This is a genomic window from Thermobifida alba, from assembly GCF_023208015.1.
Lineage (GTDB): Bacteria > Actinomycetota > Actinomycetes > Streptosporangiales > Streptosporangiaceae > Thermobifida > Thermobifida alba.
Genome location: NZ_CP051627.1, coordinates 1,562,014 through 1,578,727, shown reverse-complemented (window position 1 = coordinate 1,578,727; position 16,714 = coordinate 1,562,014). Strand labels below are relative to the sequence as shown.

At 72.2% G+C, this 16,714-nt stretch carries 13 protein-coding genes, 1 pseudogene and 1 CRISPR repeat array; of the genes and pseudogenes, 6 read left to right on the top strand and 8 right to left on the bottom strand.

The genetic code is table 11. The annotated features are described in order from the left end of the window. Position 1 precedes the first annotated feature (1 nt). Entirely contained in the window at positions 2–454 is a 453-nt protein-coding gene (locus FOF52_RS07015) for an ATP-binding protein (protein WP_248593018.1), read from the bottom strand. A gap of 331 nt (positions 455–785) precedes the next feature. Between FOF52_RS07015 and FOF52_RS07010 the strand changes: the two genes are divergently transcribed. Together FOF52_RS07010 and FOF52_RS07005 are read left to right on the top strand one after the other, a co-directional pair. Continuing rightward, complete coding sequence (locus FOF52_RS07010; RefSeq protein ID WP_248593017.1) at positions 786–1,586, top strand: helix-turn-helix domain-containing protein; 801 nt, start codon at positions 786–788, stop codon at positions 1,584–1,586. Continuing rightward, on the top strand, positions 1,583–1,774 hold the full coding sequence (locus FOF52_RS07005; protein WP_248593016.1) for a DUF397 domain-containing protein: 192 nt from the start codon (positions 1,583–1,585) through the stop codon (positions 1,772–1,774). The genes FOF52_RS07010 and FOF52_RS07005 overlap by 4 nt, the downstream gene beginning before the upstream one ends. A gap of 143 nt (positions 1,775–1,917) precedes the next feature. Further along, positions 1,918–4,872: a CRISPR direct-repeat array (repeat unit 29 nt; unit sequence CGGTCCATCCCCACGTGCGTGGGGCTCGG). Positions 4,873–5,324: 452 nt separating this feature from the next. Here FOF52_RS07005 and FOF52_RS07000 read toward each other — a convergent pair. The 3 genes from FOF52_RS07000 to FOF52_RS06990 form a co-directional block, all read right to left on the bottom strand. Next, positions 5,325–8,258 carry a type I polyketide synthase gene (locus tag FOF52_RS07000; protein WP_248593015.1) on the bottom strand — a complete coding sequence of 978 codons (2,934 nt, stop codon included), beginning with the start codon at positions 8,256–8,258 and terminating at the stop codon, positions 5,325–5,327. A gap of 152 nt (positions 8,259–8,410) precedes the next feature. Next, on the bottom strand, positions 8,411–9,076 hold the full coding sequence (locus FOF52_RS06995; RefSeq protein ID WP_248593014.1) for a class I SAM-dependent methyltransferase: 666 nt from the start codon (positions 9,074–9,076) through the stop codon (positions 8,411–8,413). Between the two features lie 296 nt (positions 9,077–9,372). Continuing rightward, complete coding sequence (locus FOF52_RS06990) at positions 9,373–10,668, bottom strand: styrene monooxygenase/indole monooxygenase family protein (RefSeq protein WP_248593013.1); 1,296 nt, start codon at positions 10,666–10,668, stop codon at positions 9,373–9,375. A gap of 193 nt (positions 10,669–10,861) precedes the next feature. Here FOF52_RS06990 and FOF52_RS06985 point away from each other — a divergent pair, with 193 nt between their 5' ends. After that, positions 10,862–11,656, top strand: a complete 795-nt coding sequence (locus FOF52_RS06985) for a hypothetical protein (RefSeq protein ID WP_248593012.1) — start codon at positions 10,862–10,864, stop codon at positions 11,654–11,656. Positions 11,657–11,689: 33 nt separating this feature from the next. Here the strand turns inward: FOF52_RS06985 and FOF52_RS06980 are convergent, their stop codons facing one another. Both FOF52_RS06980 and FOF52_RS06975 read right to left on the bottom strand, forming a co-directional pair. Continuing rightward, on the bottom strand, positions 11,690–12,352 hold the full coding sequence (locus FOF52_RS06980; protein WP_248593770.1) for a response regulator: 663 nt from the start codon (positions 12,350–12,352) through the stop codon (positions 11,690–11,692). After that, on the bottom strand, positions 12,340–13,500 hold the full coding sequence (locus FOF52_RS06975; protein WP_248593011.1) for a sensor histidine kinase: 1,161 nt from the start codon (positions 13,498–13,500) through the stop codon (positions 12,340–12,342). Before FOF52_RS06975 ends, FOF52_RS06980 begins: the two co-directional genes overlap by 13 nt. Positions 13,501–13,675: 175 nt before the next feature. On the opposite strand from FOF52_RS06975, the gene FOF52_RS06970 reads away from it, so the two are divergent. Continuing rightward, a complete protein-coding gene (locus FOF52_RS06970) occupies positions 13,676–14,098 on the top strand; it encodes a DUF6069 family protein (protein WP_248593010.1) in 423 nt (140 codons plus the stop codon). Positions 14,099–14,111: 13 nt separating this feature from the next. Here FOF52_RS06970 and FOF52_RS06965 read toward each other — a convergent pair whose 3' ends face one another. Then, positions 14,112–14,519, bottom strand: a complete 408-nt coding sequence (locus tag FOF52_RS06965) for a hypothetical protein (RefSeq protein ID WP_248593009.1) — start codon at positions 14,517–14,519, stop codon at positions 14,112–14,114. Between FOF52_RS06965 and FOF52_RS22145 the strand changes: the two are divergent. Beyond that, positions 14,425–14,823, top strand: a pseudogene (locus tag FOF52_RS22145) (alpha/beta hydrolase); the annotation flags it as partial. The gene FOF52_RS06965 and the pseudogene FOF52_RS22145 sit on opposite strands and share 95 nt — an antisense overlap. A gap of 94 nt (positions 14,824–14,917) precedes the next feature. Then, positions 14,918–15,232, top strand: a complete 315-nt coding sequence (locus tag FOF52_RS06960) for a prolyl oligopeptidase family serine peptidase (RefSeq protein WP_248593008.1) — start codon at positions 14,918–14,920, stop codon at positions 15,230–15,232. 720 nt (positions 15,233–15,952) lie between these two features. Here the strand turns inward: FOF52_RS06960 and FOF52_RS06955 are convergent. After that, a complete protein-coding gene (locus tag FOF52_RS06955) occupies positions 15,953–16,708 on the bottom strand; it encodes an ABC transporter ATP-binding protein (protein ID WP_248593007.1) in 756 nt (251 codons plus the stop codon). Positions 16,709–16,714: the final 6 nt, after the last annotated feature.

Here is a 16,714-nt window from a genome sequence, read left to right as displayed (position 1 = left end):
CTCACTCCCCCTCGGTTCCGTGCTGGTCGGTGGGCCAGCACAAAGCGAAGTAGACGCCGTCCTGCCAGGGGGCGAGAGTGCCCCACCGGGTGGCCAACTGCTCGACCAGGAACAGGCCGCGGCCGTGTTCGGTGAACGGGTCGCAACCGGTCATGGCCACGTGGGGGACGGAGCAGCGCACGCGGGGGGCCAGGGTGCTTATCTGGGTCCACACTCCCCAGTCGTCCAGACTCACGCGGATTGTGAAGGTCTGGCCGGGGTCGCCGGAGCGGGTGTGGCGGATCGCGTTGGTGGCCAGCTCCGAGGTGATCAACTCGGCCTGGTCGATCACCTCGTCGAGCATCGCGGCCGGGGCGGTGGTCCAGGGGTAGAGCCGGATGACACCGGTGACGAACCGGCGGGCGGCGGCCACGCTGGTGGGGAGTCCGGGAAACGACGTGAATGCGACGGTCACGGCTGCACCTCCGCCAGGACGCGCAGCACATAGGGACGCACACGGGATGCATGGCGCATTCCGGGCATGCGTCGGGAGATAGCCTTGGGCATAAGTCCTCAACCTGCTCTCTTCAGGTAGGGGGCCAGGCCCTGCAGCAGTGTTCGCCGCACTGGTGCAGGGCCGTTTGGCTTCTGGGGCGGAAACCCCAGGTCCTTGGTATCCCGGTGGACGCATCAAATATGGACGTTGTTGAAGGGGGTTGCCAGACCTTCAACTGAAGTGCTTACCTAAGTCCAAGAGTGTAAGTACTAGTAATTGAAGGCATCCAACTGGTGAAAGGGCAGTAGAATTGAGTAGAGGGCGCTGGATCAAGATTGGCAGGCAGTTACGTGCTCACCGTGAAAGAGCAGGTCTGTCCCAAACTGACCTGGCCCGCAGAGTTCTACTCTCTCCTGCCATGCTCAGTGCAATGGAACGCGGTGCCCGGGGGATCAAACGGGAGCACCTGGAGCGCGTAGATCGCGAACTCGACACAGGGAACGCCCTGGTCAACCTCTGGGACAGTACCTCCGACTCTGCGCTGCCCACGTGGTATCAGGATGCCGCTAAGCGTGAACGCGCTTCTACAGAGATCTGGGAGTACCATCCGCTTCTTGTTCCCGGCCTGTTGCAGACAGAGGCGTATGCCAGGTGCCTGCTCACGATGGGTCTCCCCCGCGAGAGTCCGGCTGAAATCGATGACCTGCTCCAAGCACGCATGGACCGGAAGACGATCTTGAGGTCTGATCGTCCGCCATTCATCGTGGTCGTGTTAGACGGGTCAGTGCTCATCCGTCCAGTGGGAGGAAAACGGGTCATGCATGAACAGCTTGGCCATCTCTTGGACCTGAGTGAACGCCCAAACGTCTCTATCCAGGTCATCCCATTCGAGACCGAGTATCACCCCGGCTTGTACCATGCGTTTTCCCTGTTCATGGTGCCCAACCAGGGAACGGTGCTGTACACGGAGAACCGGCATTCCGGCGCACCCACCGACGATCCGGTCATAGTGGCCGATTACGCTCGACACTATGGAGACCTCCGGGGAGCTGCTCTCCCCCGTGAGGCTTCCCTTCAGCTCATCGCACAAGCTCAGCGGGAGTTTTCATGAGTACGCACGATCTGAGCTGGCACAAGTCCAGCCACAGCAATCCCAGTGGTGGACACTGTGTCGAGGTCGCGGAGACTCCGCGTGCGGTGCTGGTGCGCGACACGCAGCACCGGGAACTGGGGCACCTGGACTTCACTCCCGGCGAGTGGGCGGCGTTCCTGGCGGAGGCCAAGGCAGGGCGACTGTAGCTTCCGCCCATTGATTCTGAGTGCCCCGGGGTTTCTAGCTCCGGGGTGCTGTCATGTCCGAGGTGCGGCGTCAGCACAGTAGACGGCTCGCTCCACGTGAGTGGGGCTCGGGACCAGGGTCCGGATGTAGACGATCCGCACCCCGGTCCATCCCCACGTGCGTGGGGCTCGGAGGAAGGGTGAAAACTGATGAGGCCCATAAAACGGTCCATCCCCACGTGCGTGGGGCTCGGGCGCCGCGGCCCGTCCCGGTCCCGGGGCTCTGCGGTCCATCCCCACGTGCGTGGGGCTCGGCACTCCACGTCGCGGGTCTCGACGTCGTCGGCCGGTCCATCCCCACGTGCGTGGGGCTCGGCCGGACTGTGACATGTGCCTTGGCCGGGCGTACGGTCCATCCCCACGTGCGTGGGGCTCGGCGCTGGGGGGATCTGGCAGCGTGTCGCTGACGGTCCATCCCCACGTGCGTGGGGCTCGGGTCGCGCCCAACGGCAAGGCCGTGAAGAAGCACGGTCCATCCCCACGTGCGTGGGGCTCGGTCCGCATCGGTGCGCTCGTCGACCTCGGTCAGCGGTCCATCCCCACGTGCGTGGGGCTCGGGTCGCGCCCAACGGCAAGGCCGTGAAGAAGCACGGTCCATCCCCACGTGCGTGGGGCTCGGTCCGCATCGGTGCGCTCGTCGACCTCGGTCAGCGGTCCATCCCCACGTGCGTGGGGCTCGGGCGTAGCGCTCCCGACGCCGCTCCTTGGCCGCCGGTCCATCCCCACGTGCGTGGGGCTCGGGCGGCGGCCGTCAGGAGGATGTTCTCGTCCTCCGGTCCATCCCCACGTGCGTGGGGCTCGGTCCACCGGCTCCGGCCAGACGTCGGCGTACCGCGGTCCATCCCCACGTGCGTGGGGCTCGGCAGCCCGTCGAACGCGCCCCAGTCCGGTTTGGCGGTCCATCCCCACGTGCGTGGGGCTCGGCGCGGTTTCGCTTTCCTGCCGCGCTTCCCCGTAGGTCCATCCCCACGTGCGTGGGGCTCGGTCGGTGGACTCCACGAACGCGGCCGGGTCGAACGGTCCATCCCCACGTGCGTGGGGCTCGGGCCGTACTGGTCGAGGGTGGCGGCCCAGTCGGCGGTCCATCCCCACGTGCGTGGGGCTCGGTTGCGCGACCAGCCGATGATCTCCCGCGACGGCGGTCCATCCCCACGTGCGTGGGGCTCGGCCACTGGTCGCGGTCGACGAGCTGTTCAACCTGCGGTCCATCCCCACGTGCGTGGGGCTCGGCCAGCAGCCGCCGGGCGCCGGTCGACGACAGGCGGTCCATCCCCACGTGCGTGGGGCTCGGGCCTCCGGCAACGTGCGTGGGTTCGATGAGATCGGTCCATCCCCACGTGCGTGGGGCTCGGTGCGCTGACGCGCCGACGAGGCGACGAGGCGACGGTCCATCCCCACGTGCGTGGGGCTCGGGTTCGGGGAATCCTCCCCATCTCCTGGGTAATCGGTCCATCCCCACGTGCGTGGGGCTCGGTCGTCCACTATGTGGACAGCGGAAAGAGGAACCGGTCCATCCCCACGTGCGTGGGGCTCGGGTACAGGGTTAAGTTCACTACCGTCAGGCTGACGGTCCATCCCCACGTGCGTGGGGCTCGGCTGATCGGCAGCAGCGAGGCGTTGGCCTGCATCGGTCCATCCCCACGTGCGTGGGGCTCGGCGCAACATCAACGGGTCGAACGGCGCGGAGTCCGGTCCATCCCCACGTGCGTGGGGCTCGGATGCTGGTGTCAGGGGGCGGGCGGCGCGTGGTCGGTCCATCCCCACGTGCGTGGGGCTCGGCTCCCACCGCTCCCGCATCCGGACGAAGTTGGCGGTCCATCCCCACGTGCGTGGGGCTCGGCGCGCCGACGAGGCGACGAGGCGACGAGGCGACGGTCCATCCCCACGTGCGTGGGGCTCGGGGCCGGGGCGGAATGGGGGAGGTCTGGCAGGGCGGTCCATCCCCACGTGCGTGGGGCTCGGTGTGAGGCGGTTGTGTTGACGGATGTGTGTGTCGGTCCATCCCCACGTGCGTGGGGCTCGGGCGCAGCGCGGGGCCGATCTTGTCCACCTCGACGGTCCATCCCCACGTGCGTGGGGCTCGGGATGCGCACCCCCCCGCGGGGGCGGGGGGCGGTCCATCCCCACGTGCGTGGGGCTCGGTTCATCGCGTTCGCTGACCTCGGTGTCCTGGACGGTCCATCCCCACGTGCGTGGGGCTCGGCCAGCCCGGGGCTGGGCGGATCTCGGCTACAGCGGTCCATCCCCACGTGCGTGGGGCTCGGGCCAGGGGTCCGGGGCTTGCTTGCAACCGCGGCGGTCCATCCCCACGTGCGTGGGGCTCGGAACACCGTAAGCGGCAGAAGCGTCACCTAGCGCGGTCCATCCCCACGTGCGTGGGGCTCGGTACGCACATACGCGTGCCCGACCTCATCCATGTCGGTCCATCCCCACGTGCGTGGGGCTCGGGCGGAGTGTTCCGCCCCTACCTGCGGCCGTGGCGGTCCATCCCCACGTGCGTGGGGCTCGGTCCAGAGTGACAGTTGCCCCCGTGTGCGGCTGCGGTCCATCCCCACGTGCGTGGGGCTCGGTGCAAAATCTCCGATCGGGGAATGGTGACGTACGGTCCATCCCCACGTGCGTGGGGCTCGGTCCACCGGCTCCGGCCAGACGTCGGCGTACCGCGGTCCATCCCCACGTGCGTGGGGCTCGGACCAGCATCCACACCGCGTCCACATCGGACGCCGGTCCATCCCCACGTGCGTGGGGCTCGGGACGGTGCGGAGGATGTCGACGGCGAGCACGCTCGGTCCATCCCCACGTGCGTGGGGCTCGGACGGGTGGGCAGAGTCAGCGGCATATGCAACACGGTCCATCCCCACGTGCGTGGGGCTCGGCGCGAGTTGCCGCCCTCGAACCCGAAGGCTGCCGGTCCATCCCCACGTGCGTGGGGCTCGGAACCTGCGGTTGGTCGCGACGATCACGCACGGCGGTCCATCCCCACGTGCGTGGGGCTCGGTGTGTGATGCGCACCCCCCGCCACGGGGCGGGCGGTCCATCCCCACGTGCGTGGGGCTCGGAGAAGCTGACCTGCGACTTTGCGAGGCGTTATCTGCGCGTTACCTGTGTTGCGGGCAGTCTTCTCTCTGGCACCACTCTAGGCCAGTTTCGCGGAGGTGTCCCACTCGTGGTGGTTCGCTCGCTACGTTCTGCGCTACCGGGACAGCGGGATGTGAGAGGAAACGTGCCCGAGCGCGGTCCTGCGAGCGGGAAGCAGGGCCGGTCGCAAGTTCGGAGGTGGGACTTCGGCTCTCACGGTCTCGTTGGTCGAAGTCGAACCTGACAACGAGCCGAACAGTTCTTCGGTCTCTGGCTCCGACGCCCACCGTCCCGACCGCTTGGTGCAGCCCGGGCTGTGAGCCTCCCTGCGGTGGCGCAACTCCCGTGTCCGCGTCCCGGGCGTGCTCGCGGCCCAGTGCCGAGAGCACGCCCGGGTGCCTGCCTCAAGGGAGAGGGCGGGGAGTGCGTGGCGTCAGCCCACGGGCACGCCGTGGCAGTGGTCGAGGATGGCCTCGGAGAGTTGGGTGAGGGTGACGGTGGGGTCGAACAGCAGACGCACGCCGAAGGTGGACAGAGCCGGATGCGCTTCGTGGAAGAGGTCGCGCAGGCCGATCATCGCGACCGAGGACAGGCCCAAGTCGATGGGGGAGCGGTCCACGTCCACCTCCTCGGGGGTGATGCCCAGGGTGTCGGCGACCAGGTGCACGAGGGCCTCGAGGACCGTGGCCGGGTCGGGCTCGGACACGGTGAGGGCCTCGGCCAGGGTGGGCGCGGCCGCGGCGGTGTCGGACAGCTGGCCGTGGTCCCAGCGCACGGGCAGCCGCACCGGGGAGCGCACCGGTTCAGGCCAGCGGGCGGGGGAGTGGCCGCGGGTGTGCAGGGCGGCGAGCTGGTCCAGCAGCGCGGCGTGGTCACCGCGGTCGGCGTCGCCCGCGGACACCACGGCCGCATCCGTGCCGCGCTCGGCCAGGGTGGCGGTGGCACCACGGCCCAGGGTGGAGCGTCCGCCCAGCTCCAGCACTGTCGCGCCGTCGTCCACCGCCTGGGCGAGGGCGTCGGTGAAGCGGACGGGGGAGCGCAGCTGCCGCGCCCAGTAGGCGGCGTCCAGCGCCGCGCCGTCGACGACGGCGGCCTCGGCGGTGGAGTGGAAGACGACGTCGCTGCCGCGGGGGGCGATGCCGTCCAGGGCGGCGGCCAGGCGCGCGGTGAGCGGTGCCACGCTGGGGGAGTGGGCGGGCACGTCGTTGGGCACCCGGCGGGTGAACACGCCCTGGGCGTCCAGGGCGGCGCGCAGCTCCTCCAAGGGTTCTTCGGGACCGCTGAGGACGGTGGTGTCGGGGGCGTTGTAGGCCGCCGCCACCAGTGTGCCGACCCGGCCGTGCGCGGCGATGACCTCCTCGGCGCGCTCGGCGGTCAGGTCGGTGACCAGCAGGCCGCCGACCGGTTCGAGTTCGGCGAGCAGGGCGCTGCGCGCGGCCACCACCCGGGCGGCGTCGTCCAGGCTGAGGGCTCCGGCGGCGTGCGCGGCGGCGACCTCGCCCAGGGAGTGGCCGATCACCGCGTCGGGCACGTAGCCCCAGTGCCGCCAGGTCGCGGCCTGGGCGACCTGGGTGAGCCAGATGGCGTGCTGGGCGGTCTCGAAGTCGGGGATCGGCTCGCCCGGACGCCACGGCTGCCGTCCCAGGTGCGCGGCCAGGGCCGCGCGGGCCTCCTCCAGCGCCTCGCGGAACACCGGCAGTTCGGCGTGGCAGGCGCGGGCCATGTCGGCGTGCTGGGAACCCTGGCCGGCGAACATCCACACCAGCCGTCCCGGTTGGGACGGTGCGCCGGCCGGGCCGACCAGGGCGGGGTGGGAGCGGCCCTCGCCCAGGGCGGTCAGGGCCGCGGCGGCCTGCTGCGGGCTCTCGGCGACGACGGCGGCGCGCACGGGGTGGTGGTCGCGGCGGTGCTGCGCGGTGGAGGCCGCCCGGCCCAGGTCGGTGCTGTCGGCCAGGACCGGGGCCCAGGCCGCGGCGAGGTCGCGCAGCCGGGGCTCCGACAGCGCGCTGACGGGGATGAGGCGGGGGCGCGCGGCCGTGTCGTCCGCGTCCTCGGCTACGGGTTCGGGGGCCTGTTCCAGGACGATGTGGACGTTGGAGCCGCCCAGGCCGAAGGCGCTCACGCCCGCGGTACGCGGCCGCCCGGTCTGCGGCCACGGCTCCGGGGCGGTGGGCACCCGAAGGGGGAGCCGTTTGAGGGTGGAGCGGATCGTCTCGTGGCACGCTGTGGGCGGGATGGTGGCGTGGTACAGCGACAGCGCGGCCGCGATCACCCCGACCACGCCGGAGGCTCCCTCGGTGTGGCCGATCAGGGACTTGACCGAGCCGATGACCAGCGGCCCCTCGCGGCCCGGGGCCAGGACGCGGGCCAGGGCGCGGCCCTCGGAGGAGTCCCCGGCCTTGGTGCCGGTGCCGTGGCACTGCACGTAGTCGACGTGGGCGGGGTCCATGCCCGCGCTGTCGTAGGCCTGCTTCAGCAGTTCCAGGTGCACCGACGGGTTGGGGGCGTACAGGCCGGCGGGCGAGTAGCCGTCGCAGTTGGCGGCCGAGCCGCGGACGAGCGCGTAGACGCGGTCGCGGGACTCCTGTGCGGCGTCCAGGCGGCGCAGCACGAGGGCCGCGGTCGCCTCGGCGCGCACGTACCCCTTGCCGTCCTCGTCGAAGGGGCGGCACATCCCGTCGGTGGCGATCACCCCGCCGTCGACGAAGCCCGCGGTGATGCCGGAGAACTGCATGAGGTTGACGCCGATGACGATGGCGGTGTCGACCTCTCCCAGGAGCAGGGACTGGCGGGCCAGGTGCAGGGCGGTGCCCGAGGCGGAACAGGCGGTGTCGACGTTCATGGACGGCCCGCGCAGGTTGAGGTGGTAGGAGACGCGGTTGGCCAGCATCGCCATGGCCGCTCCGGCCATGGTCGTCATCCGCTGGAGCCGTCCCGGCTGCATGGTCATCAGGCCCTGGTCGAAGCAGGCCGATCCCGTCCACACCCCGGTGCGGCTCCCGGCCAGTGAGGAGGGGGGAAGGCCCGCGTCGTTCAGCGCCTCGACGACGACCTCCAGCACCATGCGCTGCTGCGGGTCGAGTTGTGCGGCCTCGTGGGCGGGGATGGAGAACGCCTGGTGGTCGAACGCCTCGATGTCGTCGATCACCCCGATGGTCCACGGCTGCTCCGGACGCTGTTCGGGGTGCAGTTGCGAGGACATCTGCTCCCAGCGTTCGCCCCGGACCGGGGAGAGGAGGGATTCGCCCCTGACCATGGCGTCCCACAGGGCGGTGGGGGAGTCGACGCCCCCGGGCAGTCGGCAGCCGATGCCGGTGATCGCGATGAGCGGTCCTGACGGACGGGGGGACTGACTGTTTTCGGGCACGACAAAACCTCGTCACGAGAACGGTTGAACAGAGACCTGGACAGAAGTGACGTGTGGTTGCTGGTTGGGGGATGTGCCGAAGAGAGGCGGCGGGGGCCGCGGTGTGCGGGCGGGGGCGGCCGGTGGAGCGGAGAGCCCGGCCGCCCCGATGTCTACTTGGTCGCCACCCACACGCCCACGGCGCCGACCACCCGGAAGTCGACCGCGGAGAAGTGCTTCTCCAGGACCTTCCGCAGGTCCTCGGGGGTGTCGTCGAGGTTGCAGAAGGTGTTCTCCTGGCTGTTGTAGAGGTCGAGGAACCTGCGCGCCAGCGGGTTGATGCGCAGCTCCTCGCCCTTGCCGAGGACGGTGCAGCCGAAGAAGCGGCCGCCGGGCTTGAGGGCGCGGGCCGCCTCGGCCATCAGCGGCTCCTTGTCCCACATGTCCTTGCCGCGCACGGTGTGCAGCATCATGTGGGAGTCGACCGAGTCGAGGCTGTCCGGCTCCACCGGCCACGGCTTGAGGGCGTCCTGCTCGGCGGTGCGGACGTCGAACCGGTTGCCGAGACGCTTGCGGGTGATCTCCAGGCAGGCCGGGTTGAGGTCGAGCAGGTGCAGGGTGCGCAGCGGGGTGTCCTTGGGGAGTTTGCCCAGGAAGTAGCCGTTGCCGGGACCGACGGTCAGGTGGTTCTGGCCGACGTTGTCGCGGTGGTTGCGGTGCAGGATGCTGTTGGGCACCTGCCACACGCAGGCGTGGCTGAACCAGATCACACCGAGGGTGTAGCCCTTGCTCATCCACCAGTGGCTGTACAGCTTGCTGTTCGCCCTGTTTTCGGTCACGACACAACCTCTTCCAGATGGGGGAAAAATTGTCGAGTTGGGCTCGATGGGGACGAGGTGAGAGGGTGGCCAGGGAGCGCGTCCTGCCGGGGAGGGCGCCGGCACGCACGAAAAACCGGATGCGACTTCCATGAGGATCCGCATCCGGTTTTCACATAAGCCATGCCCGAAACTTTACCAATGGTCGGCATTTGCACCATAAGAAACAAATTTGACTTTTCTCATGGTTTATTCGCGGGGAAACGGGGCCGCTCCGGTTCGGGCCGGTACCGAGGGCCCCGACGGAACGGCCCCGCTCAGCTTCCGGCCCGGGCGGCGACCTCGGCGATGTAGTCCTGTGCGGCCTGCGGGTCGAACATCCACCGCTCGTAGTCGGCCGGGTCGTTGAAGCCGCTGATCCACCGGTCGGCGACCTCCGGGTAGCGCAGGACCGCCTCGACCAGGGCACCGAAGTGGGGCGGCAGCGTCCCCCGCCAGAAGTTGTGCACCATCTCGGCCAGGACCGCGCTGTGGCGTCCCCGCTCCTGGTAGAACCGCTCGAACGCGCTCTCCATGAACTCCGCGTCGAACGGCTGTCCCGAGTGGGCGTGCTCGGCGATCGCGTCCGCGTAGATCTGGGCGCAGAAGGTCGAGTTCGCCCACCCCTGCCCGGCGATCGGGTCGGAGGTGACGACCACGTCGGCCATGCCCAGCATGGGGACGCCGTCGAGGAAGGCGACCGGCTTGCGCACCATCGGGGTGAACTTCGAGTACGTGATGTCCTTGGGGCCGCCCACCAGGTCGTCGATCCCCAGGTGCGCGATGCGCTCGTAGACCTCGGGCAGGTGCTCGCGCAGCAGGGTCTGCATGCCCGCCAGCAGCGGTCCGGGATGGCGTCCAGCCATGCCCTCGGCGTCCAGTCCGCCCCCCGGAGTGCTGAGCATGGTCACGCTGGTGGCCTCCCCCTGGGAGGTCAGGAACGGGGTCAGGAACACCTCCCCGTGGGGGGAGGTGTAGACGTCGAGCTGCCGCTCGCCCTCCCAGGCCACCCCGTCGAGAATCGCCTGGACCATCACCCGCTCGTGCGCGCCGGAGAAGCGGCTCTGGTCGATCTGGAACAGGTCGCCGAGCTGGCCGGCGCCCACGGCCACCACCACCAGGTCGTACATCCTGACGTAGTACTTCAGGTCGGCCAGGGTGGCGGTCTGGATGTGGACCTTGGCGCCCTTGTCCTCCAGGTACTCCAACCAGTCGGCCATCTTGACGCGGCGGTCCACGCTGACCGCGTGCCCGCCGATCCGCTCACCGATGGCGGAGGCGCCCAGGCGCCCGGAGAAGCGGAAGGCATCCCCCTGCGGGGGGATCATCGACAGGTGGACCCGTTCGAACCGCGGCGCCTGCTCACGCCACAGGTCCAGTCCGGCCTGCTCCTCCAGGGCCCGCGTGGACGGTGCGGCGAACTGGGTGACCGAAGCCGGGCTCTCCCGGATCTCCAGGGAGGTCTGGTTGGTGATCAGTTCGACCCGGAAGCCCAGGTCGAGCAGGCGGTGTCCGAGGAAAAGACCGGACTGTCCGGCCCCGACGATCAACACCCGGGGTGACAAGGGGGGCATGTGCGTGGTCTCCATAACACAGGACGGTTGTGGAACCCCTGTGCCTCAGGGGTTTGAGGATACTTCGGATGATTTCAGATTCCTCGGAGGGGCGCATCCGAACCGGCGCAGCCCGACCTGGGCACTCCCGGGTTGATCCCGCCGTCCGTTGCGGCGACACTATGGACGGCTCGCCCCCTCCCGGAGGAACCCCGTGACCGTCCCCACCAGCAGCCTCCGCCCTCTCCTGGGCCTTCCCTCCCGCTGGTCGCAGCGCCCCCTCAGACACACCGAGACCCTGCGCCTGACCGAGACCACCGACGCCGTCGGCCACGCGGTCACCCACGCGCACTCCCTGTGTCCCAGCCCCGCCACCCCCGCGATCGTCGCCAGACTGCACCGGGGCCCCGCGGTGCTGGCCGAGCTCGCGGCCGAGACCGGCCTGCCGCTCGGCCTGGTCGCCAAGGTCTGCCAGGACCTGGCCGAGGCCGGGATGGTCGGGATCGACCTCGACCACGACCGCAGCGGAGCCCGCAAGGTCGTGGTCGTCGCGGCCACCCTGGAACAGGAACGCGCCTTCGTCGCCGCGCTCACCGGGGACCGGGGCGCTCTGCTGTGCATGGACTACCCGGTCGACCCGTACACGCCCGTCACCGTGGAGCTCACCGTCAGCCGGGCCGTGCGCCGCCCCGACTGGCCCGTCCCGCTGTGCCTGATGGGCAGCCCCCGCGACGTGGACAACGCGGCGCTGTGGCGCGAGGCGCTGCGCGACGCCGCGGCACTGGTCCTGCTGCTCGGCCCCGACTGCGAGCAGGCCGTCGGCAACGTGCTCGCCCACGCGCCCGACCGCTCGGGCCGTGTGGCGGCCGTGGCCTTCCCGCACGCCCCCGAACAGGTCCGGTCACGGCTGCGGGAGGCGGGGGTGCTCAGCGGGCCCGACGGGATCTGGTCGGCCGCCGACCCCCGCCTGCCGGAGGCCGTCGCCCGGATCGCCGCGACCCGGGGATGAGGCGTACACCCGGGCTCCGGGGGTGCGCCCCGTTCACTCCAGTCCGGCGTCGTGGGCGAGCAGGGCCAGCTGGGTGCGGTTGTCCAGGGCGAGTTTGGCCAGAACGGTCGAGACGTGGGCCTTGACCGTGGCCACGCTCAACAGCAGTTCCGCGGCGATCTCGGCGTTGCTGCGGCCCCGGGCCACCGCCAGCGCCACCTCGTACTCGCGGGGGCTGAGGGCGGCCAGCGCGGCCCGCGCCCGCCGACGGGACTCGGCGTGCACGGCCACCCGGTCCATGAGGCGGCGGGCGACCCGGGGAGACAGCACCGGCTCCCCGTCGGCGGCCCGGCGGACGGCCTCCGCGATCCGTGGCGGCGGGGTGTCCTTGAGCAGGTAGCCGCTGGCCCCGGCGCGCAGCGCGCGCAGGATGTCGTCGTCGGAGTCGAAGGTGGTCAGCACGACGACCTCGGGCGGACGGGGAGTGCCGCGCAGCCTGCGGGTGGCGGCGACGCCGTCCACCCCCGGCATCCGCAGGTCCATGAGCACCACGTCGGGGAAGCGGGTGCCGGCGAGCGCGACCGCCTCCTCGCCGTCGGCGGCCTCGCCCACCACGGCGATGCCCTCGGCGCCGTCGAGCATCATCGCCAGTCCCGCGCGCACCAGCGCGTCGTCGTCGACGATCAGCACCCGCAGCGGACGGCTCACGCAGGCCATGCTAGCCGGGCGCACAACCGGAACTCCCCCGAGAAGGCCCCGTGGTCCAGCTGTCCGCCGCACAGGCGCACCCGTTCGGTCAGGCCGACCAGGCCGGTGCCGCTGCCGGGGACGGACTGCGGCACGTCCCCGGCGACGAGCCGATTGCGCACCTCCAGCACCAGGTGCTGCCCGGGCCGCCCCTCCAGCACCAGCCGCACCGGCTGGCCGGGAGCGTGCTTGCGGGCGTTGGTCAGCCCCTCCTGCAGCACACGGTAGGCGGTGCGGACCACCGAGGCGGGCAGCGTCTCCGGCTCGACCGTCCTGTCGCTGAGCACCACCTGCGCCCCGGCGGCGCGGGACTCCTCGACCAACCCGGCCAGATCGGCCCAGACCGGGGCCGGCCCCGCCGCGCCGTCGGAGTCCCGCAGCAGGCCGATGACCTCACGGAGCTCCTCCAGCGCCTGGTGGGCGCCGGCGCGCACCACCCCCGCGGCGTGCGCCAGCTTCTCCGGCGCCGAGTCGGGGCGGTACTCCAGCGCACCCGCGTAGGTGGCGAGCAGGGACAGCCGGTGCGCCAGCACGTCGTGCATCTCGCGGGCCAGGCGGGTGCGTTCCAGCATCCGCGCCTCGGCCACCCGCCGCCCCTGCTCGGCCTCGGCGCGGCGGGCCCGCTCCCGCAGCACCCAGGCCAGCGCGCGGTGGGTCCGCAGCAGCACCCCCCAGCCGACCAGCGCGCCGTAGCCCACCGCCACCAGCGCCAGCCACCAGCCCAGGGAGACGTCCTCGTGCGGTCGCCACACCCCCTGCGCGGCGTGCGCCGCGACGCCCGCCGCGGCCACCGCGGCCGCGACCGGCAGACCGCGCCGCTGCGCGACCAGGAGCACGCCCAGCGAAGCCGCCGGGGTGAGGGACACCGACAGGGTCGCCGCCGCGGTGAGCCCGAGCGTGCCCGCCAGCGGGTACCGCAGCAGCAGCGGCACGGCCAGACCGCCCAGCACCGCCAGCGCCAGGTCGAGCGGCAGCAGGCCCTCGGCGGGAGCGGTGGCGTGGCGCGCCCAGGCCGCCAGCGCCGCCAGCGCGGCCACCCCGGCGGCCGCGCCGAGCGCGCCGGGAAGGGGGACGCGTCGCTGTACGGGCCCCGATCCGTCGGGGAACAGGTCGGTCACCCGGAAAGGGTAAGCCCCGCGCGGTCGGCGCCGCCTCCCACCGGGGGAGGGGCCGCCCCCGACCAAAGTCGGGGGCGGCCTGGCCGCGCGACCGATGCGGGTTTTACACCGGCGCGGCGACGCTGGGGGAGCCGGGCGGACCGTCCGTCCGGCTCCGATGAGGGGAGCAGGACCCATGTCGACGCAGAACACGGGACCGCGGCGTGCGACGGGCGGCACGGCCGTGCGGCGGGGGGTGACGGTGGTCGCCGCGACGGCCGCCGCGCTGGTGGTGTGGTGGCTGGCGGTCGTGGTGGCCGGGGTCGACCTGTCCGTCCGCACCGGCGCGACGGTCCAGCAGGTGGGGGCGGGTGCGGTGGCCGTCGCGAGCCTGGCCGCCGCGTCGGCGGCCTGGGCGCTGCTCGCGCTGTTGGAACGGTTCCTGCGGCGGCCGCGGCGGGTCTGGACGGGGATCGCCGTCGCGGTGGGCGCGGTGTCGCTGCTCGGACCGCTGGGCGCCACCAGCACCGCGGCCCTGGCGGTGCTGGTGGCGCTGCACCTGGTGGTCGCCGTGGTGCTCGTGGCCGGCCTGGCCCCTTCAGCCGGGACGCGCGGGTGAGCGTGCCCGTCGGCTACCTGGCCACCGTGGCACTCGTCGCGTGGTGCACGGGGTTCGCCCTGGCCGCGCCGTCCCGGCCCCGCGTGCTCGCCGTCGTCGCCTTCTGGTCGGGGCTGCTGCTCAACGAGCAGCCGTTCCTCGCGCTGGTCTGGCTGTCGGCCGCGACCGCGCTGGTCTTCGCCCAGGGCGACGTCGCCTCACCCGCCGCCTGGGCGGCCGTCGCCCTGGCCGCCGCGACCTCGGTGGGACTCGTGCTCCTGGCACGGCGGGGCCTGCGCGCCAGGCCCGTCCTGGACCGGGCCCTGGCCGAAGGGTTCGGCGCGCCCGTGCGCACCCCCGCGCCCCGGCGGCGCGACCTCCTGCGGACCCTGCTCGTGCCGCTGCCGGTGCGGCCCCGCGGAGTCGAACGGATCGCGGACATCCCCTACGGGGACGCGGGCAGACGCCACCTGCTCGACGTCTACCGGCACCGCTCCCGGCCCGGGGGCCGCCCCGCGCTGGTGTACCTGCACGGCGGCGGGTACACCGGCGGAGGCAAGGACCGTGAGGCGCGTGCCCTGCTCCACCGGTTCGCCGCGCGGGGGTGGGTGTGCGTCAGCGCGAACGACCGGCTGCGTCCCGGGGCGGGCCTCGCCGAGCACCTGGCCGACGCCAGGCAGGTGGTCGCCTGGGTGCGCGAACACGGTGCGGTCCACGGCGCGGACGGGGACACGGTGGTGGTGGCGGGCAGCTCCGCGGGCGCCCACCCGGCCGCGCTGCTCGCCCTCACCGCCAAGAAGCCCCGCCCACCGGTCCGCTGCCGCGGACACCGGCCCCCCGGTGGCCGCCGCCGTGTGCCTGTACGGCTACTTCGGCGCCTACTACGGGATGAGCGAGGCCGAGACCTCGCCGACGGCGCGGGTCCACGCCGGCGCGCCGCCGTTCCTCGTGGTCCACGGCGACCACGACACGCTGGTGCCCGCGGCGGACGCCCGCCGCTTCGTCTCGGCGCTGCGGCAGGTCTCGGCTGCCCCGGTCTGCCACGCGGAGCTGCCGGGGGCGCAGCACTCCTTCGACGTGCTCCGCTCCGTGCGCTTCGACGCGGTCGAGGTCTTCGCCGCCCGGGTGGCCGAGACGGGCGGAGGCGGCCGGTAGCCGTCGCGCTGCCGAGCCGGAGGGGCGGTGCGACCGTCCACCGCGGGGGCCGCGGCGGTCGGGGCCGCGGCGGGGTTCGGGGAACCGCGGAGGCCCCGGGCCGGTACGGCTGTCCCCCGGCCCGGGGAAGCCCGTCGGGAACGGACCCTCTCGTGTGCGCGGGAAGGGGCGGCAGTGGTCGTACGGAGGCCTGTCTGCCAGGCCGTGGCGTGGTTCTCGCCCCTGTTCACGCTTCTTCCCGGGACCGCGATGGGAACAGAGGCCCGGTCTCCGGGGCAGGTGTTCCTCGGCTCCGGGACGTTCGGCGGACTCCCGGCCGCTCTCTGGCCGCCGGGGTGGTACTCCCGGGTCCGACTCGACGAGCGGGGCGTCGTGGTCGTCGACGGCTTCTTCCACAGCACGGCCCCGTGGCGGCACGTGGAGCCGGTGGAGCGCAACGGCGCCTTCGCCGTCCGGCCCGCCTCGGGGGAGGAGGCGGGCTCGGTGCAGCACGGGGGATCGCTGACCGGCTCCCCCACCCACCGCCGGCCGGTGCGGACCGCACGGGGGCTCCTCGAACGCTCCCGCTCCTCCCCTAAACCGGGGACGGGGCCGAGCGAGCCGGTGCGGGGCCGGTCGGGGCCCCGTGGGGGCGGGCATCCTGGCGGTCGCGGGCGCCTGCACGGGCTTCTGCACCGCCCGCTTTCCGGGCCGCCCGGTGGCCGGGAGCCCGCGGCGTGGTCACCGGGCGCGTTCCAGCGCGTCCAGGTGGGCCCTGAGCGATGCGGCGGTCGGCTGCTCCAGGGTGCCGGCGATGCGGCCGTCACGCAGGAACAGCACCCGGTCGGCGCAGGCCGCGGCCGCCGGCTCGTGGGTCACCATGACCACCGTCTGGTCGAGTTCGTCCACCGAGGCCCGCAGCAGCGCGAGGATCTCCTCCCCGGTGCGGCTGTCCAGCGCCCCGGTCGGCTCGTCCGCGAAGATCACCTCGGGACGGGCCAGCAGTGCCCGGCAGACCGCCACCCGCTGCTGCTGGCCCCCGGACAGTTCGTGCGGATAGCGGTCGATGTGCTCGCGCATCCCGGTCCGCTCCAGGATCAGCTCCAGCCAGTCCCGGTCCACGCCGCGGCCGGCCAGCTGCAGCGGCAGCACCGTGTTCTCCCGGCCGGTCAGTGCCGGAAGCAGGTTGAACGACTGGAAGACGAAGCCCATCCGCTGCCGCCGTACCAGCGCCAGTTCCTTCTCCTGCAGGCCCGCGATGTCGGTGCCGCCGAGCCTGACCGAGCCCCTGGTGGGTTCGGCCAGTCCGGCCGCGCACGGCAGGAGCGTGGTCTTGCCCGACCCGGAGGGGCCCATGACCGCGGTGAAGGAGGAGGCGGGGAAGTCGACCGTGACGTCCCGCAGCGCCACCACCTCGGCCTGGCCTGTGCCGTACACCTTCCACAGCGACTCCAGGCGCACCGCCGCCCCGGCCGTGGTTCCGTTCCGCCGTGCCATCTCGTC